A 23,851-nucleotide genomic window follows, 5' to 3' on the forward strand; every position below is an offset into this window, starting at 1 on the left:
AAACGCTAAAAAGAGGGTGGTGTGTGGCTAATTTTGCTTTTTATAAAAAGTTAACATTTGATATTTTTCGCTATATTTCAGCGTTATCTCTTTTTTTAAAAAAAACAATTGTCAAAGTCAGGAAAAAAATATAATTTTCTGGAGGTTATATATGCTTAAAATATTTCAAAAAATTCTTTTGATTATTTTTATCCTGTTTTCTTTGATTTCTCTTTCTTCACCAGATACTTTTCAAGTTGTTGATAAAATAAAGGTTGGAGAGAGAACATTTCACATTGATATCTATGGGAATTATGCAACTATCTGCAATTACAGCGGTACCGTAAAAGTTGTTGATTATGTTAATGGTGATGTCACTTTATATGTAGATAATGGAGTTATTACAAGACCCATGGCAGGATATTATATAAATAATTATTTATATGTCATAGATAACGGAGATCCTTCTCTAAAAGTTATTAACAAGTGGGGAAGTCTTAGCAGAAAATTAAAGTTAAAAGCTAAACCTGTAAATATGAAGTTTTCAAAAGATAAATTTTATGTTGCTACTACCAATCCTTATGGTTTATATATTATAAATAAAACATCTTTAAAAATAGAAGCTTTCTATGAATTTCCAGTAAAAAGTCCTTTCATATCTTTGATTGATAATGATGTTTTAATTCCCATGTATGAAAATGAAAAAAACAATATTTTTACTACATATAAATTGTTGTTTAGGCTAAGCGATGAAAAGTTTATTATGAATTTAAAAAGAATTTCTTTTCCAATTGATATTGAAAGGTATAACGGAAAATACTATTTAGGTGAATATTTTGAAGGAGGAATATATGAATTTTGGGATAATTATCAAAAAAAGATTGCTCAATTTGGTAAATATTTAACTAATATTGGAATATTCAACAATAATATAATCGGAAATTCACTTTTTGGTGGAATCTATATTTATTCGTTAAAAGATAAATCTATAAAAGTTATTTTAAAGGATATCCCTATTACTGATTTTGCATATAATACTACTAATGATTTTCTGTTTGCCATATCTCATATAACTGGCGAATTTTTTGTAATTGATAAGAATTTTAACGTTTATGAAAGGTTTAAAATCGATGATTATCCTATAGATATTGAAGTGCCAACAGATAATATTATTTTAGTATTAAGTACAGATGGTCAGGTATTAAATATTATAAGAAGGTTTTAATTAAATTTACTGTTTTTTCGTGTGTTTCATTCAAATTATTTACAAACTTTTCTTGCATATTATTAAATTTAAAATCATATATTTTTGATATTGCACCAATCAAATCTTCTTCGTCTTTAAAAAATAAATTATATTCATTATTTATCGTCTTAAAAACTCTATAATTTTTTTGATTTTTATACATAATTACCGGAACACCCAGATATAAAGATAATATTCCACCATGTAGTCTATCAGAAATAACAAATTCAGATTTTAATATTTCATATAAAATTTTATTTTCTTCTGAAACTGGAAAGGAAATATTTATTTCATCTTTATATTTTTCAAAGAATTCATATGCTATTATCGAATCTTGCGATTTATTTAAAACTATAGGTGTTATTCTTTTTACATTTATCTGTTCTAAAATATATAGTATTTTCGCCCAATTTCTTCTGTTTTTTATGATTATCGAAATATGCATTTTTTGAGGATCTTTTTTAAATATTATGTTTTTATATTTTATAACTCCAATATCTGTACCCAATTCGAAATTTCCAGAATATCTTTTTGCATATCTATAACTAGTTTCATCTCTTAATATTCCAAATAATCGTTTATATTTTAAAATTTTTTTTAATCTTTTTAATGCATATTTATGTTTAAAATGACCAAATCCCTGGGAAACAAACAAAATATTTTTTTTATAGTGCTTAGCTATTGAAAATAAAAAATCATAATATAAAAAACTTTTTAAAGATGTCTCGCTTTGTAAGAGATTTCCACCACCATAAATCATTAAATCAATATCTTTTATTGTATTTATTATTTTTGGAAAATCATATTTATCTATTGTAAAAACCTTGAATTTATATTCTTTTTCAATCTTTGTTTTATCTGAAATCACATATATTTTTCCTTCAAATTTTATTTCTTTAAACATTTCTAACATTGATTCAAACAACATTTCGTCTCCAAGATTATTATGACCATAATATCCTACAAGAAAGATTTTTTTCATTTTTTTCAACTCCTTAGGTTTTTTTTACCATTATATAGAATTATAACTCAGGAGGCGGATAAAATGTTTGTAAAAGATCTTACAATGAATATTATACCAAAAGCTTTAGACGCTATTGAAGCAAGACAAAAAATTTATTCTCATAATATAGCTAATTATAACACACCAGGTTATAAAAGAAAAGATATTTCTTTTGAAGAAGAATTAAGAAAAGCTTTAGGAAATTCTAATGAGATAAAATTAAAAACAAACAATTCAAAACATTTAAAAAACATACCTTCTATTAATGAAGTAAAATATGATATAATAGAAGACAAATCACGTTCAACAAGAGAAGATGGAAACAATGTTGATATTGATATTGAAATGGTTAAAATGATGGAAAACACTTTACAATATAACGCTTTAACCAGATTAATTAACTATAGATTATCAGATTATAAAACAGTTATTGGAGGAATCAGATAATGAATATTAATGCTTTTAAAATAATGGATATCGCTGCAAGCGGAATGACAGCAGAAAGATTTAGATCAGAAGTAATCTCAAATAATCTTGCGAATGCAAATACTACAAGAACTGAGAATGGCGGACCTTATAGGAGAAAAGTTGTTACTTTTAAAGAAGTTTTGAATAAAGAATTATCTAAAAAAGATGAACAAATATCTGGTGTAAGAGTCTCAAAATTAGAAGAAGATAATAGTCCTTTTAGATTGGTATATGATCCTGGTCATCCAGATGCTGACGAAAATGGATATGTTAAATATCCTAATGTTAATCCTCTCAGAGAAATGGTCGATTTAATTACTGCACAAAGAGCTTATGAAGCTAATGTTGCAGTTATTAATTCTGCAAAAACAATGTTTAATTCTGCTTTATCTATAGGTCGTGGAGCTTAGGAGGTGTAAGTTATGATTGAAAAAATCCCGGGAGTTTCAGGAATAAATGGAATTAATGATATAGCAAGGACGCAAAAAAACAATAAAACATCATCAAAAAATTTGAATTTCGCAGATATTTTGAAAAATGCTATTGATGATGTAAATAAAACCCAAAAGATCTCTCAACAAATGAGTGCTGATTACGCAGCAGGAAAGATTGACAATATTCATAATGTTATTATTTCTGCTGAAAAAGCTTCTTTGTCATTAAAACTAACAACAGAAGTTACAAACAAAATTGTTCAGGCTTACAAAGAAATTATGAAAATGCAAATTTAATTCTGAAGTGAGGGTGAAAAATGGAAGATATAATTAAAGCCGTTGATGAATTTTTTGAAAGACATCCAGAGTCAGATTTTGAAACTCTGGAATTGTTTCTTTATGATAATTTCGATAAAAAGGATGTTGAACAGTATCTTCAATTATTGGGTGAAACTATATTAAGTGCCGAATCTAAATTTAAAGACCCTATGAATGCTCTTTTAGATAACGAACCTGAAGTTAAAGTCATAGAAAATCCTTCTGATGTTTTATTAAAAAAATTAGACGTAAAAAACTGGCCTATATGGGAAAAAGAAGTTTCTACTTTTGATTGGTATTATGAAGATACTGAAGTGTGTTATATTTTAGATGGAGAAGTTATTGTTCATACAAAAAATTACAATTATAAAATTAAAAAAGGCAATTTAGTTAAATTTAAAAAAGGGCTTTCTTGCAAATGGGAAATTCTTAAACCTATTAAAAAACATTATAATTTTGGAATAACCATATAGACTGCTATCATAGGCAGTCTATATTTTTATATTGTTATATATTTAGAAAATTAAGATTCAATATTATAATTATAAAAATTAAAAAAACAAAGAATTATTATTGTAATTCTTCGTAGTTTTGTTTTTTACTGTTTAATTATAGATAATCGTATTTTTTATTTACAGAAAATATGACTATAATTATAGTCAAGGAGGATTTTTATGGATATTGAAAATTTGAAATTTTACAGCGTGGCTGAAGCCAAATCAAAATTTTCTTATGTAACAGAGGAATCGAAAAGGAAATTCGTTGTTATCACAAAAAATGGAAAACCTGAATTTGTTCTAATAGGATTTGACAAATTTAAAAAATTAATGAATTTTATTGATGAAATTAGAGATTTATATCTTATGGAAATAGGTGATCCTTCTAAATATAATGAAATAAAAGATATATTTAAAGAAATTGAAATTTTAGAAGAATAAAATTGGAGGTGTTTTTAATGGCACAAGTTGTATTGGAAAATATTGATAAAATTTACCCTAACGGATTTCATGCAGTTAAAAATGCAAGTTTTACTATCGAAGATAAAGAATTTTGTGTTTTGTTAGGTCCTTCAGGATGCGGAAAAACTACAACATTAAGAATGATTGCAGGATTAGAAGAAATAACAGATGGAAAATTAGTGATTGATGGCAAAATCGTTAATGATGTTGAACCAAAGGATAGAGATATTGCTTTTGTTTTCCAGAATTATGCTCTTTATCCTCATATGACAGTATATGATAATATGGCTTTTGGTTTAAAATTAAGAAAATTCCCAAAAGAAGAAATTGATGCTAGGGTAAAAAATGCAGCAAAAATTTTAGATATTGCACATTTATTAGATAGAAAGCCTAAACAATTATCAGGTGGTCAAAGACAGAGGGTTGCAGTTGGTAGAGCTATTGTTAGGGATCCTAAAGTATTTTTATTTGACGAACCTTTATCAAATTTAGATGCGAAATTAAGGGTTCAAATGAGAAGTGAATTAAAAAAATTACATCATAGATTAAACGCAACAATAGTATATGTTACTCACGACCAAGTTGAAGCTATGACTATGGCTGATAAAATTGTTATTATGAAAGATGGAGTTATTCAACAAATTGGAAGTCCTTTCGATGTATATTTCAGACCAACAAATAAATTTGTTGCTGGTTTTATTGGTACTCCTCCTATGAATTTCTTAGAAGCGAAAATAGTTAAAGGTGAAGGCGGATTATGGGTTGCTTCAGAAGGTTTCAAAGTAAAGGTTCCAAAAGAATTCGAAGAAAAATTAGAATCTTATATAGATAAAGATGTTGTATTTGGAATTAGGCCAGAAAATATTCATGATAAATCAATATATAAAGGTGAGCATACAAATGATGTTATTAAAGGAATTGTTGATGTTGCAGAACCTTTAGGAAGTGAAACTTTATTACATGTTAATATTGGTGGTCAAGCATTTGTTGCTAAAGTTGATCCTACTACGACTGCTAGGGAAGACAGTGAAGTTGAATTGATCTTAGAAATGGAAACAATGCATATTTTTGATAAAGAAACTGAATTAGCAGTTATATAACATAAAAACAAGAACTCCCTTTGCTAAAAGGGAGTTCTTGTTTTATCTTCATAAGGATTATTCTTTTTTAAAAATTTTATGTTATACTTAATATGGAGGTGTGCTTATGGCAAATATTTTTGAAATAGAAAAATTTTTAAATGATTTATTAGATATCAATAAATTTAATGATTATTGCTTTAATGGAATACAAATTGAAGGAAAACATGAAGTAAAAAAAATTGCTGTAGGTGTTTCATTTAATAAACAATTTTTAGACGAAGCTATTGAAAATAATGCGGATATGCTTCTTGTACATCACGGAATTTTTGGTAAGGACTTTTTTAAGATTCGAGGATATTTTAAAAAACGTATTGAAAAAGTCATAAAAAATAATATCACTCTTATGGGATATCATTTGCCTTTAGATGCACATTTAATATATGGAAATAATGCTCAAATAGCTAAAAAATTAAATTTAAATAATATAGAAAGCTATGATATAGGTGTAAAAGGAAATTTTGATGAGGATATACCTTTTGAAAAATTTAAAAGAATGCTTGAGAAAATTTTTAATAGAAGAGATTTATTAATTTATCAGAATAAAAATTACGTTAAAAATGTAGTTATAATATCAGGAGGAGCATCTTATGCAATCGAATCTTTGGAAGGTGTTGCAGATACTTTTATAACAGGTGAAGTGAAAGAACATATTAGAGATATAGCTTCAGAAATGGGGATAAATTATATAAATGCTGGTCATTATGCAACCGAAATATTCGGTGTTAAAGCCATTTCTAATTTATTAAAAGATAAATTCAACATTGAAAATATTTTCATTGATACATATAATGAAATTTAATTATTTTATGATATAATTGTTTTTGATAATATTAGGGAGGGCTAATCATGAAAAAATCATTATTTACACTCATAATTTTAATTTTGTCTTTTTTAGCTTTTTCAATAAACTTTTCTAAAAGCAATGAAGGATACTATGAAATTCCATCATATAAACCCTTTCTAGGTGTTGAATTTAGCAATGAACTTTTTGATAAAAATATGCCTTTTTTATTGGCAAACTTAGAATATAACGGCAAGTTTTATTACATGCCATATACAAAATACTTATATAAAAACAATGAAGTCTTTGTTATTGGCGTAATAGAAAGAAATGATGATTATGAATATAACAATTTTAAAATTTATAGCACCAATCATATTATAAATACTTTTTCTAAAGAAATTAAAGAAGCAAATATATCGATAATTATCCTATATAAAAACGTTTCACTTCATGGTAAAAAAATTAGCCAGGAAAGTACAAATTTAAATCTACAAGATTTTTCTTTTATAATAAATGACACTTTGCCAAGAGAAATATATTCTTTAGACAATTCTGTATTTGAAAAATATTACAAAGAAGAAATGCCAAAAGATAATTATATTTACTATAAAGTAAAAAGTGGAGATACTTTATACAGCATTTCACGTATTTTTGGTGTTTCCATAGACTATTTATTAAAAATTAATAATATTAAATCTCCAGAATTATTAAAAGATGATATGTTCATAATTGTCGGTACCTCAAAAAACTTTATAAGTAAGGGTGAAGCAAATGAGTAAGTATGAGGCTATTAGTTCAATAATAGCTGAAATGCCTATTTCAAATTTCAGATTGATTTTGGGAATTAAAATTTCCGATAATTTATTTAGAATTGTGTCATATTTTGATTCTGAAAATATGGATTTTGATCTTTCTATGAATTCTATGTGTTTTTCTGTTGAAGATAAATTTCTTATTAATAATTTTGATTCTGTTTTATATGAAGAATCTATTAATAAACACTTTTTCGATGGAAAAAGAAATCATTTTGCTATAGGTCAAAATATTATCTTTCGAAATAATATTGTTGGTTTTATTTATGTGTTATTAGATAAAAATACAAAATATGACAATATTAATACCTTAAAAGACTTATTTTATGAACATTTGAAAAGTTTTTTAACTATACTTTTGGATATGAAAGATGAAGTATTAAAAGAATACTCCATTGAGCAAACAATAAATTCTTTATTTTCAATTTTAAAAGCACATGATGCTTATACTTATTATCATTCTTTACGAATAGCTGATCTTTCTGTACTTATTGCTGAAAATTTAAAATTGGATCAAAAAAATATTGAAAAATTATACTATGCCGCTTTAATACATGATTTGGGAGAAATTTGGATACCAAAAGAAATATTACAAAAGTCTGAAAAACTTACTCCCGTGGAATTAGAAATTATAAAACAACATACTAATAATCTTGAATTTTTATTTGCAGGAAACGATTATTTTTCTGAATATGTGGAAATCGCAAAGTATCACCATGAATATTTAGATGGTAGTGGTTACTCTAAAAAAAATAAATATTATCTTTCTTTATTGTCAAAAATATTAGTCGTTTCTGAAGTTACTGATGCTTTGCTCTCTAACAGACCATGGAGAAAAGCTATGAAAATTGAAGATGCTCCAAAAATTTTATTTAAAATGGTTGAAAATAATAAATTAGACGGAGAAATTGTAAAAACTGTTGTAAAAATAATCCCTGATTTTTATGGTGGCCTTTTACCAAACACTTTAATGAAATACAATGATGTTTTTATTAATTTCAATATTGAAAAAAAAGAAATAAAATTAAAAGCTAAAATTATAGATTCTAAAAAAGATTTTATCAATATCTTTTTACCTCAAAAAACTATTGAAATAGATGAAAAAAACTTTAATATTGAAAAAGATCTTTTACAACTTGAAAATAATATATCTATTGAATACTATTCTAACAATAATTCATTTAATAAAACGTGTACAATTGTAGGGAAAAATAAAACAGGTTATATTCTAAAAATTAATAAAAATATAGAAGATTCTGAGAGTGTTTCTGTAAAGTGGAATTTGATTGGTGTCGGGGTACCTTTAAAAAAAGTCGTTTTTGTTAATAAATATGTATGGAGACTTGATAATGAAAAAGCTTTTAAAATTAATATTGAAAGCATATCAAATAAAAATCTTATATTTTATGCTTTAAAAGACAAAGTAAATAATATGGTTGATTCGAAAATTTTAATAACTTTTGAAGCAATGAATTTAAAAATAAACCTTATAGGTGAAATAATATATAAAGAAGAAATTTTTAGTGGATATTATCATTGTGATTTCAAAATTGGAGAAGTCACAGATGATGAGTATACAAAATTAATTCAAATAATAAATTTAAGGAAAGAACAATTAAAAATGTTACATTAATTCGGGATGTCCCGAATTTTTTCTTAAAAAAAAAATAATTGTAACCTTTCTTATTGACATAAAAAATATTTTAAGGGTATAATAGGTGAAGGTATTTAGAAAAAATTGAAAAAGGAGGAATTCTAATGAAAAGAACATACCAACCTTCCAGAACTAAAAGAAGAAGAACACATGGATTTTTAGCAAGAACTAAAACTCCAGGTGGAAGAGCTGTATTGAGAAGAAGAAGAGCTAAAGGAAGAAAAAGATTAGCTGTTTAATATGAAGGAAACCTTTAAAAAAAGAGAACGCATCCATTTTAAAAATGACTTTGATAAAGTTTTTTCTTGTGGAAAGAGACATATAAATGAATACTTTGTAGTCGTATATACTAAGAATAATCTTACTTATACCAGAATAGGCATTACTATTAAAAGAAAATTCGGAAAAGCTTATAAGAGAAATAAATTAAAAAGATACATTAGAGAAATATATCGAAGAAATAAAGGTCTCTTTCCACAAGATTATGATATTGTTTTTTTACCAAGAAAAAAACTTTCAAAAGATTTTGATAATATGTCTTTTGATGATATTAAGAATATTATTTTAAATATATCGGAGCGCTTAAAATGAAAAAAATATTTTTGGGATTAATTCAGTTTTATAAAAAACATATATCCCCGTACAAACCATCAAAATGTATTTATTATCCTACTTGTTCTACTTATACCTATGAAGCTATTGAAAAATTCGGTGTGTTAAAAGGTTTATATTTAGGTATGTTAAGGATTCTTAGATGCAATCCATTTCACCAAGGCGGAATGGATCCTGTACCTGAAAAATTTGTCTTTATTACAACAACAAAAAATAAACAAAGGGGTGTAAAAAATTGAAAAAAATACTTTTAATTATAGGACTTATTGTCCTGGGAGTTTTTGTTTTCTCTCAAATTCCAGATTATAGTATAACTTCATCTGCAACCGAGATTAATTTACAAATGAGATTATACAAAGTTACATTTGACAACTTAGGGCACATGAGAAGCTTTGAAATATTACAAGATAGAAGTAATACTTTATTTACCAAAATTTATAGTTATTATAACGATAGTTTTGATTTATATGATGATAACGGAAATGAAATTTTGCCAGTATCTTTTGACATTTCAGAAGATTATGAAAATAATTTCATAGAAATAAAATTTTATTTTGAAAACTCTGGTATAAAAAGTTATAAATTCTATAACGATCCATATTATAATTTTGATGTTTCTTTTAAGAATTTGTCAGGAAAGGTTATTATTCCAACAATTTCTTATCCTAATACTGTTGCTACAGATAATGAATTATTAATTTCTTATCTTAACAAACCTATAAAATCCCTTTTTATTTTTGATGCTGATAATATAAATATCGAAAATCAATCTATACAAATTTCTGGGAATAAAACTTTTAAAGCATATATGGGTCCCAGAAAATTTGTTTTTGTTAAACAAGTTTTCCCAGAAAAATATGATAGAATAAAAGAATTAGCTAAATCCGTAGGTGCAATAAATTGGTTATGGTATATAAATTATGCATTTGTTATGTTTTTATGGTGGTTATATAGATTTACAGGAAATTTTGGCTGGGCTATAATGATTTTTACTTTGGTTATAAGATTAATCTTATATCCGTTATATCATAAGCAAACAAAATCTATGATTGAAATGAGAAAATTGCAACCAGAAATTGAAAAAATAAAGAAAAAATATAAAGACCCTCAAAGGCAGCAACAAGCTCTAATGGAATTATATAAAATACACAAAATCAATCCCGCTGGTGGTTGTTTGACCGCTTTTGTTCAATTGCCAATATTCTGGATTTTATATGGTGCAATTAATTATTATCAAGGAACTTTTGCTTATAATCCACAGTTTTTAATCTGGTCTGATTTATCTCAAGGCGGTTTTTCACAAAATATTGTATTAGTTTTATTAAGTGTCGTAGCTTATTTATTCAATGCCTTACAATCTGCCACAGATAGAAAAACAGCATGGAATACATCTATTATGATGATCGTTTTCCCATTCTTATTCATAAATTTACCAACTGGAATTTTCATTTATTGGGTAACTAATGCTGTCTTGCAAATCTTTATCACTGCTTATGTAAATAAGAAGAATCATATAAAAGGATTAACTATGAGAGAATTTTTAGGATTAGGACCAAAACCTTATAAAACTTCAAAATAGTCACATTAGGAGGTGCTCAAAATGAATATCAAGATTCGAGAAAAACAGTTTGAAGGAAAAAGTATTGACTTGGCATTTGATGAAGCGGTAAAATATTATGATGCTTCTCCTGAAGAAATAGGATTTGAAGTCATCCAACAGCCAAAAAAAGGTTTTTTAGGTATTGGAAACAAACTTGCTATCATTAATGCCTTTTTAAATGAAAAATACCTTATGAACAGATTAAATGAATTTTTATGCTCACTTTTAGAACATTTTGATGGTGATTTTGATTATTCTATTAACTTTCAAGGAAAAAATATACTGGTTAGATTAGAAGGTGATGGTTTAGGAAAGTTAATTGGAAAATACGGCAGAACAATTGGAGCTATGCAACATATTTTATCTATTTATATTAATAGACTTTCAAGTACAAAAATAGATGTTAATTTAGACGTTGGTGAATATAGAAGAAAGAAAAAAGAAAAAATATATGAAATAGTTGATAATGCTATAAAAAGGTTGAATGATGAAAATGAACGAATAGAATTAGCCCCAATGTTTTCATATGAAAGACGTATCGTTCACGAATATGTAAGGAGAAATTATTCTCATATAATGACAGAATCTATTGGATTAGAACCTTATAGAAAAGTTGTAATAAAATTAACAAAATCTCATATTAAAGCCTAAAATTTTTCATTATAACTTAAGAAAAAGGGATATCCCTTTTTCTTTTTTTGTATTGGTCTTTAATTAAATATTTTATTTTTAAATATTTTACTTTTGTTCTGGGGTAAAAGAATTTTTCTTTTTTATTTCTTTGTAGTATAATTAAATTAATCTTATTATTCTCTCACCGGAGGTGAGACATATGTTTATAAATCCATTATCAGGAAATTCATCTAAAAAATTAGAAGAAAAAAAAATTAAAAATAAAAAAAAGTCTAAAATTCACAAAAGTTCCACCAAAAAAAGAACTTCTTTTTCTGAAGTCATGGACTTAAATGAAATAGAATTAATAAAAAAGGATCTTAATAAACTCTTAGCAAAAATAGAAGAATATGGTGCAGAATTCAAAAGATCTCCAATAGAAAAAAACTTAGAAAAATATAAAAAAAGTGTGAAATCATTTCTCAAAAAAGTAGAGAAAAATTTATATAAATTAAATTCAAAAATGAATTTTAAAGAAAAAAACTTTTTTGTTGTTGCCGAAGAAATAAATAAGGAACTTAAAAATCTTACTGATGAATTATTAAAAAATGAAATTGGAGCTTTTGCTTATGCAAAAAAAATAGATTCTATTAATGGCCTTCTACTTGATTTATATAAATAATGGGGTGATAATGATAATTTTAGATAAAATCTATAATTTCAAAGGAAACTCAATTTGCCTTGTAAATCAGGATAAATTTATTCTATATAATACATTGAATTCTTTAAAAAAGAATATAAATATTAATGATATATTTGAGATTACTCCTAAAGACGGCAATATTAAAATCTCTGATATTAGAGATATGCAAGAATTTTTGTTATACAAACCAAATTTTTCTGAATATAAAATGATTTTTATTCATGAAATTGATAAAATGAATATCCAAGCAGCTAATGCAGCATTAAAAATTTTGGAAGAACCTCCTAATTTTGCAATTATAATTAGCACAACATCCAGATGGCATAATCTCTTACCTACTATTAGAAGTAGATTATATAAAATATTATTACCAAATCCTGACTTACTCGATAAAATCAAAAACAAATTTCCAGAATTCTATATAAACTTATCTTTTTCTATAAAAAACGATTTTGAATGTGCTCATTATATTTTAAACAATCCTAAAAAATCTGAACAAATACTGAATACTATAAAAAATTTTTCTAATATAAATATTGATGAACTTATTAAATATTTAATGGAAGATGATGATTTTGTAGAAAATAAGATTTTAAAATATGAATCATTCTTTGAAATAATAAAAAGATTTGAAAAACTAAATTTAATAGAAATTCAAAGTATAATTGATAAAATATTGTCGTATAAAAATAAGCTCCAAGATAAACTAAAAACTATAAAGTTTTTTTCGAAAATGTTTTTATCTATATATCATGATGCTTTTATATACAGTTTAACAACTTATTGGAAAGAATTTTATTCTTTAAATATGGTATATTTTTTTGGATTTGCTGATTTTGAATTAGACTTCCAAAAAATATATGAAAATACACAATGGTGTGAAAATATTCTAAAAAGTTCTGTTTCAAATTTTAATTTTGATTTGACTATTCAAACTATGTTTTTGCGGTTTATGTTGGCCTTTTTTAAAAATAAGGAGGAATAAATTATGATTAATTTAAACGCTTTAGTATATGGAGTAGAAATAACCAAACTTTCTCCTATACTATATTATGCTAGTAATGGCGAAGATATAAAAATAGGTGATTTAGTTTTAGTGAATACAGATATGGGATTAGATGTTGGAAAAGTTGTTTTAGGACCCAAAGAATTAACTTTTGAAGAAATTGGATATGAAGTAACTTCGATTTTAAGAAAACTAAATAGTGATGATTTAAAGATATATGAAGAAAATAAAAAAATGGCTAAAAAAGCTAAAGAAATTACAGAAATAAAAGCTAAAAATTTAGGATTACCAATGAGAATACTTTCTGCAAGGTTTGTTTTTGATAAATCAAAAATTATAGTATACTTTGGTTCTGATACCAGAGTAGATTTTAGAGAATTGGTTAAAGATTTAGCTAAAGAATTTAAAGCTAGAATAGAACTTCGACAGATTGGTATCAGAGATGAAGTTAAAATGATAGGGGCTATCGGTTTATGTGGCCAGGTTACTTGTTGTTCAAGATTTTTAAGAAAATTCGATTCAATAAAAATGGAAATGGCAAAAACACAGCAAATGCTTATTAATACTGCAAAAATTTCCGGGAGATGTGGACGTTTAATGTGCTGTCTCGCTTATGAAAATGATTTTTATGAATCTGTATTGCGCTGTATCCCAAATGAAGGTTCTACCATAGAATACGAAAATGTGCCTGCAAGAGTTATTACAGTAAACGCATTTTTAAAACAGGTGACATTACAAATAATTGAAAATAATCAACCAGTAATGGTAAAACTCCCTTTTGAATATTTTAAGAAAAATTGTCCGTATGGTGATTAATATGCAGTTTATAGGAAAATTTTTAATTTTGTTTGGTATTATTTTAATAGTTATAGGTATTATATTTTATTTTTCAAATAAAATTCCTTTTAAAATTGGAAAATTACCCGGTGATATTTTAATTAAAAAGGAAAACTTTACTTTTTATTTTCCTTTGACTTCTGCTATATTAATAAGTATAATATTAAATGGAATTTTTTGGTTTATAAAACGATTTTTATAATAAAATTTATAATGATGATAAAGGAGGAGTTTAGATGAAAAATTCATTAAATGAATTAAAAGAATTAGCTAAAATTTGTAGAGGTGACATTATAAAAATGACAACAGTTGCAAAATCCGGACACCCTGGAGGTTCAATGTCTTCTATCGATATGTATTTAAGTGTATTTAATTTGGCAAATATAGACCCAAAAAACCCTTATGATCCTAAAAGAGATAGAGTTGTGATTAGTCATGGGCATACATCGCCTGGCGTTTATTCCGCTTTAGCAAGACTCGGTTTTTTCAATGTTGATGAATTAATTGCCGGATTTAGACATGCCGGTTCTATCTTCGAAGGACATATAACAAGAGGTATCCCAGGTGTGGAGTGGACAACTGGAAATTTAGGACAAGGTTTATCTGCTGGTGTTGGTATGGCCTTGGCTTCAAAAAGAACAGGTGCAAACTATCATGTATTTGTTTTGCATAGTGATGGTGAATCTCCAAAAGGTCAAATCGCAGAAGCAAGAAGAACGGCTAAAAAAGAAAATTTAAATAACTTAACTGTTTTAGTAGATTATAATGATATTCAGATTTCAGGAAGAGCTAGAGATGTTTTATATGTTGACATTGTAAAAGAATATGAAGCTGCAGGATGGAATATAATTGAAGTTGATGGTCATGATTTTGAACAATTATTTAATGCTATTGAAGAAGCCAAAAATTATAAATTAGGACCAACAGTTATTATTGCAAAAACAATTATAGGAAAAGGCGTTTCTTTCATGGAAAATAGACATGAATATCACGGTTCCCCATTAAAAGAAAATGAAGCTGATAAAGCATTAAAAGAATTAGGTTTAGAAAATGATATTGAAAAATATAAAGAAATGAGAAAAAAATTACCTTTATTAAGAAAAAAATTAGAATTTAAAGATAATGTGGTTACCGCAGATCCTGGAAAACCTATAATTTATTCAAAAGAGGATAAAGTTGATAATAGAGGAGCTTTTGGAAATGCCGTTGCAGATTTAGCTAAAATTAATAAGGGAAAAGTACCTATAGTCGCAATAGATTGTGATTTAAAACCTTCAGTGAAATTAGAAAAATTTGAAAAAACAAGTCCAGAAACATATGTTCAAATAGGTATTCAAGAACATAATGCTGCAACAATTGCAGGTGCAATGTCAGTTTGTGGAATTGTTCCATTCTTTGCAGATTTTGGAGTATTTGGTCTTGACGAAACATTTAATCAACAAAGATTGAATGATATAAATCATACAAACTTAAAAACAGCTGTTACTCATTGTGGTATAGATATTGGAGAAGATGGAAAAACTCATCATGAAATTAATTATATCGGTATTGTAAGAAGTTTCTTTGATACAAAATTAATTGTTCCGGCTGATCCAAATCAAACAGACAAAGCTGTTAGATATGCTGCTTCAATATTGGGTAACGTCGTTATAGCAATGGGAAGGTCAAAAATACCTGTAATTTTAGATGAAAATGGTAAACCATTCTTTGGTGAAAATTATGAATTTGAATATGGTAAAATGGATGTGTTGAGAAAAGGAGAAAAAGTAACTATTTTAACACATGGTAGTGTTGCTTATAAAGCAGTAAAGGTTGCAGATAAATTAAAAGAAGAAGGAAAAAATATTACTGTTATCAATGTATCAGCACCTTTAGAATTCAATGCTTCAAAAATAAAAGAATATATAAATGATTCCCATATAATTATTTATGAAGATCATAATAAGCACAACGGATTATTAGTTGAATTTTCAAAATCTGTTGTTGAAAATAAATTAAGTCCTTTAACCGTTACATCTTTAGGCGTTGACAACTATTCACCTTCTGGAAACAATGAATCATTGTTTGAAATATTTAAATTGGATGAAACATCTTTATACAATATTATCAAGGAGAAAATAAATGAATGATCATGAAAAAGAAGTTGTTAAAGAAGTAAAAAAAATTATTGGTATTGATAATATCGACGAAGGGCTTCTTTTTGAAGCTCTTTGTCATTCTTCTTATTCAAACGACTATACTTCTAAAGGGAGAAAAATAAATTCAAATGAAAGATTGGAATTTTTAGGTGATTCAGTATTAAATTTAATCATTGCCGAACATCTATTCAAAAATTTTGATTTAAATGAAGGTGATATGGCAAGAATAAGAGCGACCGTTGGAAGTGAATTAATCTTATTTGATGCTGCTAAACGACTAAATTTAGGAGATTATATCTTATTAAGCAAAAACGAAGAAAAATTTGGTGGCAGAGAAAAACATTCTATAATATCAGATTTATTTGAAGCTATCATAGGAGCTATATATTTGTCTTTAGGATTTGAAAAAGCAAGATCTTTTGCTTTAAAAAATTTAAAAACTTATATTAAAGAATCCATAGAAGGAAAATTATTTTTGGATTACAAAACTCGATTACAAGAATTAACACAAAAAGATTTAAAAATACGTCCCGAATATAAATTAGTTAGACAGGATGGACCACCGCATAATAGAACATTTGTAATAGAGGCTGTTATAAACGGGAAAGTATACGGCAAAGGTATCGGTAAATCTAAAAAAGTTGCTGAACAACTTGCTGCTAAAGAAGCTTGCGAAAATTTTCTGGAGGAATTAAATGGAAAATAAAATTCATTTTGTTAAAATAGAAAAAACCAGATCAATTTCATTAACAGGTAATTATTGCTCTTTAAATTGTAAACATTGTAATAAGCATTATTTAGAACATATGGCTACAATAAATGACATAGATAATCTTTCAAATATGAATTCCTTTTTATTAAGTGGGGGAATGAACAACGAAATAAAGGTTCCTGTATATAATTTTATTGAAAAATTAAAAGAATATAAAGATAAATATAAGTTTAAATATAATCTACATACTGGATTTATGAATTATAATGAATTGAAAAAAATAAAAAATATTAGCGATGCTATTTCATTTGACTTAGTTGGAAATAAAGAAACCATGATAAATGTCTATGGTATCGATAAATTTGATGAAATGTGGAATACTTTTGATAATTTATTTAAATTAAATTTCAATATAAAGCCACATATAACAATTGGTCTTAATGGTGGACAAATAACACATGAATTTGATGCTTTGAAAAAAATAAAAGAGTATAATATAGATGAAATTATATTTTTAGTTTTTATACCAACAAAAGGCTCTTTTTTTGAAAATAAAAATCCACCTGATATAAACGAAGTATATAATATTTTCAAATATACAAAAGATAATTTCCCAAATATAAAGTTAACTTTAGGATGTATGCATCCAAGAGGTTACTATAGAAAAGAAATACAAAAAAAATTATTGTTTGTTGCTGATAAGATAGTTCAACCAGTTAAAAGTACTATTAATTTAGCAAAAAAATTAGATTTTGACATAACATGGAGTTATGAATGTTGCGTATTTTAGGAGGTAATGAAATGGTTAAAAAAAATATTCTGAATTTTAGCTATGAAGAATTAATAGTTGAATTCAAAAAAATAAATTTACAAAAATTTAGAGTAGATCAAGTCCTGGATTGGATATTTAAAAAACATATCTTCGACTTTTATGAAATGACAAACATCTCTAAAAATCAAAGAGAACTATTAGATGAACATTTCTATATATATATTCCTGAACCAATCGACATTCAGGAATCTAAAAAAGATAGAACTACTAAATTTTTATGGAAATTAGAAGATGGTAAAACTATCGAATCTGTATTATTATTTTATCCTAATAGAATTTCAGCATGTATTTCAACTCAAGTAGGATGTGCTTTAAAATGTAAATTCTGTTCTACTGGGGCTAGTGGATTTGAAAGAAATCTCAGCAGTGGTGAAATTGTTGCACAGGTATTAGCTATAGAAAAATTAAAGGATGTGAATATAAATAACATAGTTTTAATGGGAATGGGAGAACCATTATTAAATTATGATAATGTTTTAAAAGCCATCAAGAATTGGAATCATGAAAAAATGAAAAAACTTGGTGCAAGAAGAATTACTATATCAACTGCTGGTATTGCTGATAAAATTGAAGAACTAGCAAACTTTGACTTAGACATTAGATTATCTGTTTCATTACATGCACCAAATAATTATATAAGAGATAAAATTATGCCTATTAATGCAAAATATCCAATAGAAGAAGTTATACAATCATGCAAGATATATCAAGAAAAAACAAAAAACAGAGTTACGATAGAATATATTATTATAAAAGGACTAAATGATGAAGAAAAACATGCTGAAGAACTAGCAAATTTATTAAAAGGTTTGAAAGTGATGGTTAACATAATTCCTGTAAATCCGAATCCAGCTGGTTTTGAAAGACCTTCAAAAAGATTTTTAACAAATTTTGTAAATAAATTAAAAGAAAAAAATATTGAAGCTACATTAAGAATTGAAAAAGGTACTGATATTGATGCTGCATGTGGTCAATTAAAACTAAGAAAAAAGGGTATATTTTTAAAATGAAAAAAATTAGTTTAAAACGTATTTTGTACAACTTTATGATGTTTGTATTGGGAGCAATATCTGGAGGATTAATTTTGCTGTTGATTGTTTTTATATTTGTCAACAGTTCTTCTTATGTTTCAATACCTGAATTAAAAGGTGAAAACAAAGATATAGCAATAAAAGCTCTTAAAGAAATTGGTTTAATTCCAATAATCCAAGGCATTGGAGAAAAAGTATTATATACAGAACCATCAGCAGGAATACAGGTAAAAAAAGGAAGACATGTTTTTGTCCAATTAGGAAATGTAGAATCTCTTAAGGTTCCGGATTTAATAGGGATACCTTTACAAGTAGCCGAACAATTTATAGTTTCATATGGATTGAATTATAAAATAAAAAAAATATATACTCCTGAGACAGAAATTGAAACAGTTATAGATATGGATCCAAAACCTGGAACTATCATAAATAAAGGAGATCTAATCGAGTTAGATGTCTCGTCTTCGGAGGTGAATAAGTGAACATCAGAAAAGGTATAGTGACACGTTTTCATTCAAATACTTTAGAATTAATGGACCTGGAAAATGGAGAAAAAATAACCGCTTTTTTACGCGGTAAATTTAAATTACAAAAAATCACACCTATTGTTGGTGATTATATTGAATATTCAATAGAGAATAATACAGCAAAAATTGAAAATATTCTTCCAAGAAAAAATTTATTATACAGGCCTAAGATCGCTAATGTTGACCAAACTATTTTGGTTACTTGTTTGAAAAGTCCTAAAGTGGATTATTTAACTATTGACAAATTTCTAATACAGGTTGAAAAAAATAACCTTGATTGTATAATAGTTCTAAATAAAGTTGATCTTTTAGAAAAAAATGAAATTAAAAATTTTTTAGATATATATTCTCCATTATATCCTGTAGTTTTAACCAGTGCAAAGAAAAATATAGGGATTGAAAAAATTAAACCATATTTAAAAAATAAAATATCTACGTTTGCAGGTATGTCTGGTGTTGGAAAATCATCTTTACTTAATGCTATAAATCCTGGATTAAAATTAAAAGTTGGTGAAATATCAGAAAAATCACAAAGAGGAAAACATACTACTACTTATACCGAATTATTAAAATTTGATTTTGGTGGCTTTGTTGCGGATACTCCTGGGTTTGCTGCATTTGATGTGTATAAATTCAAACCTGATGAATTACAAAATTATTTTGTTGAATTAAAAGAACATTCCATATATTGCGGGTTTAATGATTGTGTTCATATAAATGAACCTCATTGTGCTGTTAAAGAAGCTGTTGAAAATAATGAAATTTCAGAAATAAGATATAGAAACTATTTAAAAATATATAACGAAATAGAAGAATTCACTAAAAAAACAAGGAGGAAAAGATGGAAATGAAAATTTATCCTTCAATTTTAGCTGCAGATTTTTCAAAATTAGGAAAAGATATTAAAAATGTAGAAAATAATATTGATGGAATCCATTTAGATATAATGGATGGTTTATTTGTACCAAATATCTCATTTGGTACACCAATTATAAAATCTGTTAGAAATATTACCAATAAATATCTTGACGCTCATTTAATGATTATTGATCCTGATAGATATATTGAAGATTATGCAAAAATGGGAATTAATGGTATAACCATACATTATGAAGCAGTTACACACCTGCATAGAACGATTATAAAAATAAAAGAGCTAGGATGTGATGCTGGAATTTCTTTGAATCCACATACCCCTGTTTTTTTATTAGAAGAAATTCTTCCATTTGTTGATAGAGTATTAATAATGAGCGTTAATCCAGGATTCACAGGGCAAAAATTTATTCCAGAAACATTAAATAAAATCAAAAAATTGAAAAATATTATCGATAATAAAAATTTAAATGTAAAAATAGAGGTAGATGGTGGCGTAGGATTAAAAAATATTAAAAATTTATATCAAGCAGGAGCAAGGGAATTTGTTGTTGGAGCCGGGATTTTTCACCAAAAAAACCCTTCAGAAGCTGCAAAAAAATTAAAAGAGGTTGGTATGGAAATATGATTATCTATTTTGCTACAAACAATAAACATAAACTAAAAGAAATCAACGAAATTAAACCTAAAAATTTTGAAATTAAAGGAATGTTTGAAATCTTAAAAAGCTTTGATGTTAATGAAGATGGAAAAACGTTTCTCGAAAATTCTATAAAAAAAGCTATTGAAACTGCAAAAATTTTAAGAGCACCTGTTATAGCTGATGATTCTGGCTTAGAAATAGAAATATTGAATGGATTCCCTGGAATTTATTCTGCAAGATTTATGGAAAATAAATCTTATAAAGAAAAAATGAAGCATATATTAAAAAAAATGGAAAATGTTCCATTTGAAAAACGTCTTGCAAGATTTGTTTGTGCTGCAACATATTATAATCCAAAAAACAATATTCTTTTCTCTGTTGAAGGTGAAATCAAAGGTAAAATTTCTTACTCAATTCTTGGTAAATCAGGGTTTGGATATGATCCGATTTTTATTCCAGAAGGTGAAACTTTAACCTTTGGGCAGCTTGGTCAGGATATTAAAAATAGAATAAGCCATAGAAAACGCGCATTCCAAAAGCTTTTTTCAATATTGCTCAATATTCCGAAATTAGAAATCATTTCTTAAAGTTTTTAACTTTTTGTTTTCTTGACTTTTTTTAAAATTTTTGATATTATATAACTCGGTTGCGAAGATGCCCCCATCGTCTAGCGGCCTAGGACATTGGCCTTTCACGCCAAAGGCACGGGTTCAAATCCCGTTGGGGGCGCCAGAATGAAAAACGAGTGGGTGCTTAGCTCAGCTGGGAGAGCGTCTGCCTTACAAGCAGAAGGTCGTAGGTTCGATCCCTGCAGCACCCACCATTTTATTAGCGGCCAGGTAGCTCAGTCGGTAGAGCACTGGACTGAAAATCCAGGTGTCGACAGTTCGATTCTGTCCCTGGCCACCACGAAAAATCCCCGATTCTTTCGGGGATTTTTTATATTCTATCAATTTTTCTGACTATATTTCTCATATTGTAATTGTTAGTAGATTGAAATTTGTTTTTTGTTGATTGTGTATATTATATAATATGCAGCAAGAAAAATTTTTAAAGATAAAGAGATTTTAATAAATGTACAGAAATTTTTGTAAAAGGAATTTTGTTAATTTTATAACAATTTCTTTTGAGGAAGTGTAAAGGTGAATTTCGAGGTTTTGATTACTTTACTTTTTGGACCATATATTATGATATAATAAATTATAAAGGAAAAAACAATATCATAGGGAGGAAGAAACGATGCAATTAAAAAGACTACCAATAGGAGACAGTGATTTCAAAACAGTAATAGAAGATAATGCATACTATATAGATAAAAGCATGTTAATAAAAGAAATAATAACAGGGGGCAGAGTAATTCTAATAACCAGACCAAGAAGGTTTGGAAAAACATTAAACATGAGCATGTTAAAATACTTTTTCAAAAACGATCAGGACAACAAACATCTATTTGAAAACTTAAAAATATATGAAGAAAAAGAGATAATAGAAAAACATTTAAATAAATATCCAGTGATATATATAACATTTAAGGATTTAAAAGAAAAAAATTATACAGAGATGATAAGTACATTAAGAAAAAAAATAAGTGATTTATACAGAGAATACGTATATTTAATAGAAAGTGAAAAACTAAATGAATGGGAAAAAGAAGACTTAAAATTAATATTCGGAAGAAAAGGAAATAACACATTATATGAAAACAGCCTATTGGATCTATCCAGATATCTCTACAAACATCACGGCAAAAAAACAATATTATTAATAGACGAATACGACACACCAATACAACAATCATATTTAAAAGGGTACTATGAAAATTTCATAACGTTTATTGGAAACGTATTAGGCAATGTATTAAAAGACAACGAATATTTAGAAAAAGCGGTATTAACAGGAATAACAAGAGTAGCAAAAGAAAGCATATTCACAGGAGTAAATAATTTAAAAGTCTCTACAGTTCTCAATGAATTATATAATGACAAATTTGGAGTAACAAAAGAAGAATTAGAAGAAATATTAAAATACTATGGAATAGAATATGAAGAAGAAAAAATAATAGAATGGTATAATGGCTTTAATTTTGGAGGTAAAGAAGTATATAATCCATACTCAATAATAAATTTTGTAGATGAGAAAAAAATAAAAAACTACTGGATAAACAGCAGTGGAAATACATTAATAAAAGAATTAATAAGAAAAGGAACGGCAGAAATAAAAACGAAGATATATGAATTAATAAAAGGTGGAACAATAGAAAGCGCAATAAACGAAAACTTAGTATATGGAGATTTAAACGATAATCTTGAAGAAAGCGTATGGACATTGTTCTTATTCACGGGATATTTAACATGGAAAGACAAAAAAGGGGAAGGGAACAGCGCATTATATAGACTAAAAATACCAAACAAAGAAGCACAAGATTTCTATGAAATGACAGTAGTGAATATATTAAAAGAAAGTGGGATAAGATATAAAAACTTACTAATAAACCTGATAGAAAAAAACTATGAAGAATTTAAAGAAGAATTTAAAGATGCTGTTGAAAATACACTGAGTTATTTTGATATAACAGAAAAAGAACCAGAAAGATTTTATCATGGACTAACCCTTGGAATGAGCATGGCATTAAAAGAAGAATATATAATAAAAAGCAACAGAGAAGCGGGATATGGAAGAGCAGATTTAATATTAATCCCCAAAGAAAAAACAAAACCTGGAATAATATTTGAATTTAAAAAATATTATAAAAAAGACGGGGAATTAAAAAAGAGTGCAGAACTTGGAATGAAACAAATAGAAGAAAAGAAATATGAAAAAGAAATAAAGAGTTACGGAATAGGAAAAGTAATAAAGGTTGCTATTGCTTTTGATAAAAAAGATGTGGAAATAATAGTGAAAGAATAGATTGAAAATCCCATACCTT

The 23,851-nt window shown here is 26.5% G+C and carries 29 protein-coding genes and 3 tRNA genes; 31 read left to right on the forward strand and 1 reads right to left on the reverse strand.

All coding sequences use genetic code 11. The features are described from left to right. The first annotated feature begins 151 nt into the window (after positions 1 to 151). Positions 152 to 1,204 carry a YncE family protein gene (locus tag BUA62_RS03840; protein WP_072863639.1) on the forward strand — a complete coding sequence of 351 codons (1,053 nt, stop codon included), beginning with the start codon at positions 152 to 154 and terminating at the stop codon, positions 1,202 to 1,204. Here BUA62_RS03840 and BUA62_RS03845 read toward each other — a convergent pair. Then, positions 1,188 to 2,207: a polysaccharide pyruvyl transferase family protein gene (locus BUA62_RS03845; protein WP_072863641.1), complete on the reverse strand. Its 1,020-nt coding sequence runs from the start codon at positions 2,205 to 2,207 to the stop codon at positions 1,188 to 1,190. The genes BUA62_RS03840 and BUA62_RS03845 overlap by 17 nt on opposite strands. 63 nt (positions 2,208 to 2,270) lie before the next feature. Between BUA62_RS03845 and flgB the strand changes: the two genes are divergently transcribed. From flgB to BUA62_RS03995, 30 genes are all read left to right on the forward strand, one after another. After that, positions 2,271 to 2,675, forward strand: a complete 405-nt coding sequence (gene flgB / locus BUA62_RS03850) for a flagellar basal body rod protein FlgB (RefSeq protein WP_072863643.1) — start codon at positions 2,271 to 2,273, stop codon at positions 2,673 to 2,675. A 5-nt stretch (positions 2,676 to 2,680) separates the two neighbouring features. Next, positions 2,681 to 3,106, forward strand: a complete 426-nt coding sequence (gene flgC / locus BUA62_RS03855; protein WP_072863761.1) for a flagellar basal body rod protein FlgC — start codon at positions 2,681 to 2,683, stop codon at positions 3,104 to 3,106. A 12-nt stretch (positions 3,107 to 3,118) separates the two neighbouring features. Further along, positions 3,119 to 3,427 (forward strand): flagellar hook-basal body complex protein FliE, encoded by a 309-nt coding sequence (fliE, locus tag BUA62_RS03860; protein WP_072863645.1) that lies wholly within the window; start codon positions 3,119 to 3,121, stop codon positions 3,425 to 3,427. Between the two features lie 20 nt (positions 3,428 to 3,447). Continuing rightward, positions 3,448 to 3,921, forward strand: a complete 474-nt coding sequence (locus BUA62_RS11655) for a cupin domain-containing protein (RefSeq protein WP_200782315.1) — start codon at positions 3,448 to 3,450, stop codon at positions 3,919 to 3,921. A 201-nt stretch (positions 3,922 to 4,122) separates the two neighbouring features. Beyond that, positions 4,123 to 4,386, forward strand: a complete 264-nt coding sequence (locus tag BUA62_RS03870) for a type II toxin-antitoxin system Phd/YefM family antitoxin (RefSeq protein ID WP_072863647.1) — start codon at positions 4,123 to 4,125, stop codon at positions 4,384 to 4,386. 17 nt (positions 4,387 to 4,403) lie between these two features. Further along, positions 4,404 to 5,507, forward strand: coding sequence for an ABC transporter ATP-binding protein (locus tag BUA62_RS03875; RefSeq protein WP_072863649.1), 1,104 nt, complete (start codon positions 4,404 to 4,406; stop codon positions 5,505 to 5,507). Between the two features lie 106 nt (positions 5,508 to 5,613). After that, complete coding sequence (locus BUA62_RS03880) at positions 5,614 to 6,348, forward strand: Nif3-like dinuclear metal center hexameric protein (protein WP_072863651.1); 735 nt, start codon at positions 5,614 to 5,616, stop codon at positions 6,346 to 6,348. Between the two features lie 47 nt (positions 6,349 to 6,395). Continuing rightward, entirely contained in the window at positions 6,396 to 7,112 is a 717-nt protein-coding gene (locus BUA62_RS03885) for a LysM peptidoglycan-binding domain-containing protein (RefSeq protein WP_072863654.1), read from the forward strand. Beyond that, positions 7,105 to 8,778, forward strand: coding sequence for an HD-GYP domain-containing protein (locus BUA62_RS03890; RefSeq protein WP_072863656.1), 1,674 nt, complete (start codon positions 7,105 to 7,107; stop codon positions 8,776 to 8,778). Before BUA62_RS03885 ends, BUA62_RS03890 begins: the two co-directional genes overlap by 8 nt. 125 nt (positions 8,779 to 8,903) lie before the next feature. Next, positions 8,904 to 9,038, forward strand: coding sequence for a 50S ribosomal protein L34 (gene rpmH, locus BUA62_RS03895; protein WP_072863658.1), 135 nt, complete (start codon positions 8,904 to 8,906; stop codon positions 9,036 to 9,038). A gap of 1 nt (position 9,039) precedes the next feature. Further along, positions 9,040 to 9,390 carry a ribonuclease P protein component gene (gene rnpA / locus BUA62_RS03900; protein ID WP_072863660.1) on the forward strand — a complete coding sequence of 117 codons (351 nt, stop codon included), beginning with the start codon at positions 9,040 to 9,042 and terminating at the stop codon, positions 9,388 to 9,390. After that, positions 9,387 to 9,650, forward strand: coding sequence for a membrane protein insertion efficiency factor YidD (yidD, locus tag BUA62_RS03905; protein WP_072863662.1), 264 nt, complete (start codon positions 9,387 to 9,389; stop codon positions 9,648 to 9,650). The genes rnpA and yidD overlap by 4 nt, the downstream gene beginning before the upstream one ends. Beyond that, complete coding sequence (yidC, locus tag BUA62_RS03910; protein ID WP_072863664.1) at positions 9,647 to 10,990, forward strand: membrane protein insertase YidC; 1,344 nt, start codon at positions 9,647 to 9,649, stop codon at positions 10,988 to 10,990. Before yidD ends, yidC begins: the two co-directional genes overlap by 4 nt. 21 nt (positions 10,991 to 11,011) lie before the next feature. Beyond that, positions 11,012 to 11,662 (forward strand): RNA-binding cell elongation regulator Jag/EloR, encoded by a 651-nt coding sequence (jag, locus tag BUA62_RS03915; protein WP_072863666.1) that lies wholly within the window; start codon positions 11,012 to 11,014, stop codon positions 11,660 to 11,662. Positions 11,663 to 11,843: 181 nt separating this feature from the next. After that, positions 11,844 to 12,305 carry a YaaR family protein gene (locus BUA62_RS03920; protein ID WP_072863668.1) on the forward strand — a complete coding sequence of 154 codons (462 nt, stop codon included), beginning with the start codon at positions 11,844 to 11,846 and terminating at the stop codon, positions 12,303 to 12,305. Between the two features lie 10 nt (positions 12,306 to 12,315). Beyond that, a complete protein-coding gene (locus BUA62_RS03925) occupies positions 12,316 to 13,311 on the forward strand; it encodes a hypothetical protein (RefSeq protein WP_072863670.1) in 996 nt (331 codons plus the stop codon). A 3-nt stretch (positions 13,312 to 13,314) separates the two neighbouring features. After that, complete coding sequence (locus BUA62_RS03930; protein ID WP_072863672.1) at positions 13,315 to 14,148, forward strand: PSP1 domain-containing protein; 834 nt, start codon at positions 13,315 to 13,317, stop codon at positions 14,146 to 14,148. A gap of 1 nt (position 14,149) precedes the next feature. Continuing rightward, on the forward strand, positions 14,150 to 14,371 hold the full coding sequence (locus tag BUA62_RS03935) for a DUF2905 domain-containing protein (RefSeq protein WP_143148319.1): 222 nt from the start codon (positions 14,150 to 14,152) through the stop codon (positions 14,369 to 14,371). Positions 14,372 to 14,405: 34 nt separating this feature from the next. Next, positions 14,406 to 16,298 (forward strand): transketolase, encoded by a 1,893-nt coding sequence (locus BUA62_RS03940; RefSeq protein ID WP_072863674.1) that lies wholly within the window; start codon positions 14,406 to 14,408, stop codon positions 16,296 to 16,298. After that, the gene (rnc, locus tag BUA62_RS03945; protein ID WP_072863677.1) at positions 16,291 to 17,013 is read left to right on the forward strand and encodes a ribonuclease III; all 723 of its coding nucleotides are present in this window, start codon (positions 16,291 to 16,293) and stop codon (positions 17,011 to 17,013) included. The genes BUA62_RS03940 and rnc overlap by 8 nt, the downstream gene beginning before the upstream one ends. Continuing rightward, a complete protein-coding gene (locus BUA62_RS03950; protein WP_072863679.1) occupies positions 17,003 to 17,809 on the forward strand; it encodes a LipS1 family lipoyl synthase in 807 nt (268 codons plus the stop codon). The genes rnc and BUA62_RS03950 overlap by 11 nt, the downstream gene beginning before the upstream one ends. An 11-nt stretch (positions 17,810 to 17,820) precedes the next feature. After that, positions 17,821 to 18,861: a dual-specificity RNA methyltransferase RlmN gene (rlmN, locus tag BUA62_RS03955; protein ID WP_072863766.1), complete on the forward strand. Its 1,041-nt coding sequence runs from the start codon at positions 17,821 to 17,823 to the stop codon at positions 18,859 to 18,861. A 74-nt stretch (positions 18,862 to 18,935) separates the two neighbouring features. Further along, entirely contained in the window at positions 18,936 to 19,364 is a 429-nt protein-coding gene (locus BUA62_RS03960; RefSeq protein WP_159429494.1) for a PASTA domain-containing protein, read from the forward strand. Then, positions 19,361 to 20,260, forward strand: coding sequence for a ribosome small subunit-dependent GTPase A (gene rsgA / locus BUA62_RS03965; RefSeq protein WP_072863683.1), 900 nt, complete (start codon positions 19,361 to 19,363; stop codon positions 20,258 to 20,260). The genes BUA62_RS03960 and rsgA overlap by 4 nt, the downstream gene beginning before the upstream one ends. Continuing rightward, positions 20,251 to 20,910: a ribulose-phosphate 3-epimerase gene (gene rpe, locus BUA62_RS03970; RefSeq protein WP_072863685.1), complete on the forward strand. Its 660-nt coding sequence runs from the start codon at positions 20,251 to 20,253 to the stop codon at positions 20,908 to 20,910. Before rsgA ends, rpe begins: the two co-directional genes overlap by 10 nt. Beyond that, positions 20,907 to 21,512, forward strand: a complete 606-nt coding sequence (gene rdgB, locus BUA62_RS03975) for an RdgB/HAM1 family non-canonical purine NTP pyrophosphatase (RefSeq protein ID WP_072863687.1) — start codon at positions 20,907 to 20,909, stop codon at positions 21,510 to 21,512. Before rpe ends, rdgB begins: the two co-directional genes overlap by 4 nt. A gap of 69 nt (positions 21,513 to 21,581) precedes the next feature. After that, positions 21,582 to 21,657, forward strand: a tRNA-Glu gene (locus tag BUA62_RS03980). A 15-nt stretch (positions 21,658 to 21,672) separates the two neighbouring features. Then, positions 21,673 to 21,748: transfer RNA gene (locus tag BUA62_RS03985), tRNA-Val, on the forward strand. Positions 21,749 to 21,758: 10 nt separating this feature from the next. Beyond that, positions 21,759 to 21,834, forward strand: a tRNA-Phe gene (locus BUA62_RS03990). A gap of 330 nt (positions 21,835 to 22,164) precedes the next feature. Beyond that, the gene (locus BUA62_RS03995) at positions 22,165 to 23,832 is read left to right on the forward strand and encodes an AAA family ATPase (RefSeq protein ID WP_072863689.1); all 1,668 of its coding nucleotides are present in this window, start codon (positions 22,165 to 22,167) and stop codon (positions 23,830 to 23,832) included. The last annotated feature ends 19 nt before the right edge of the window (positions 23,833 to 23,851 follow it).

Origin of the sequence: Marinitoga hydrogenitolerans DSM 16785 (assembly GCF_900129175.1) — a bacterium.
GTDB lineage: Bacteria > Thermotogota > Thermotogae > Petrotogales > Petrotogaceae > Marinitoga > Marinitoga hydrogenitolerans.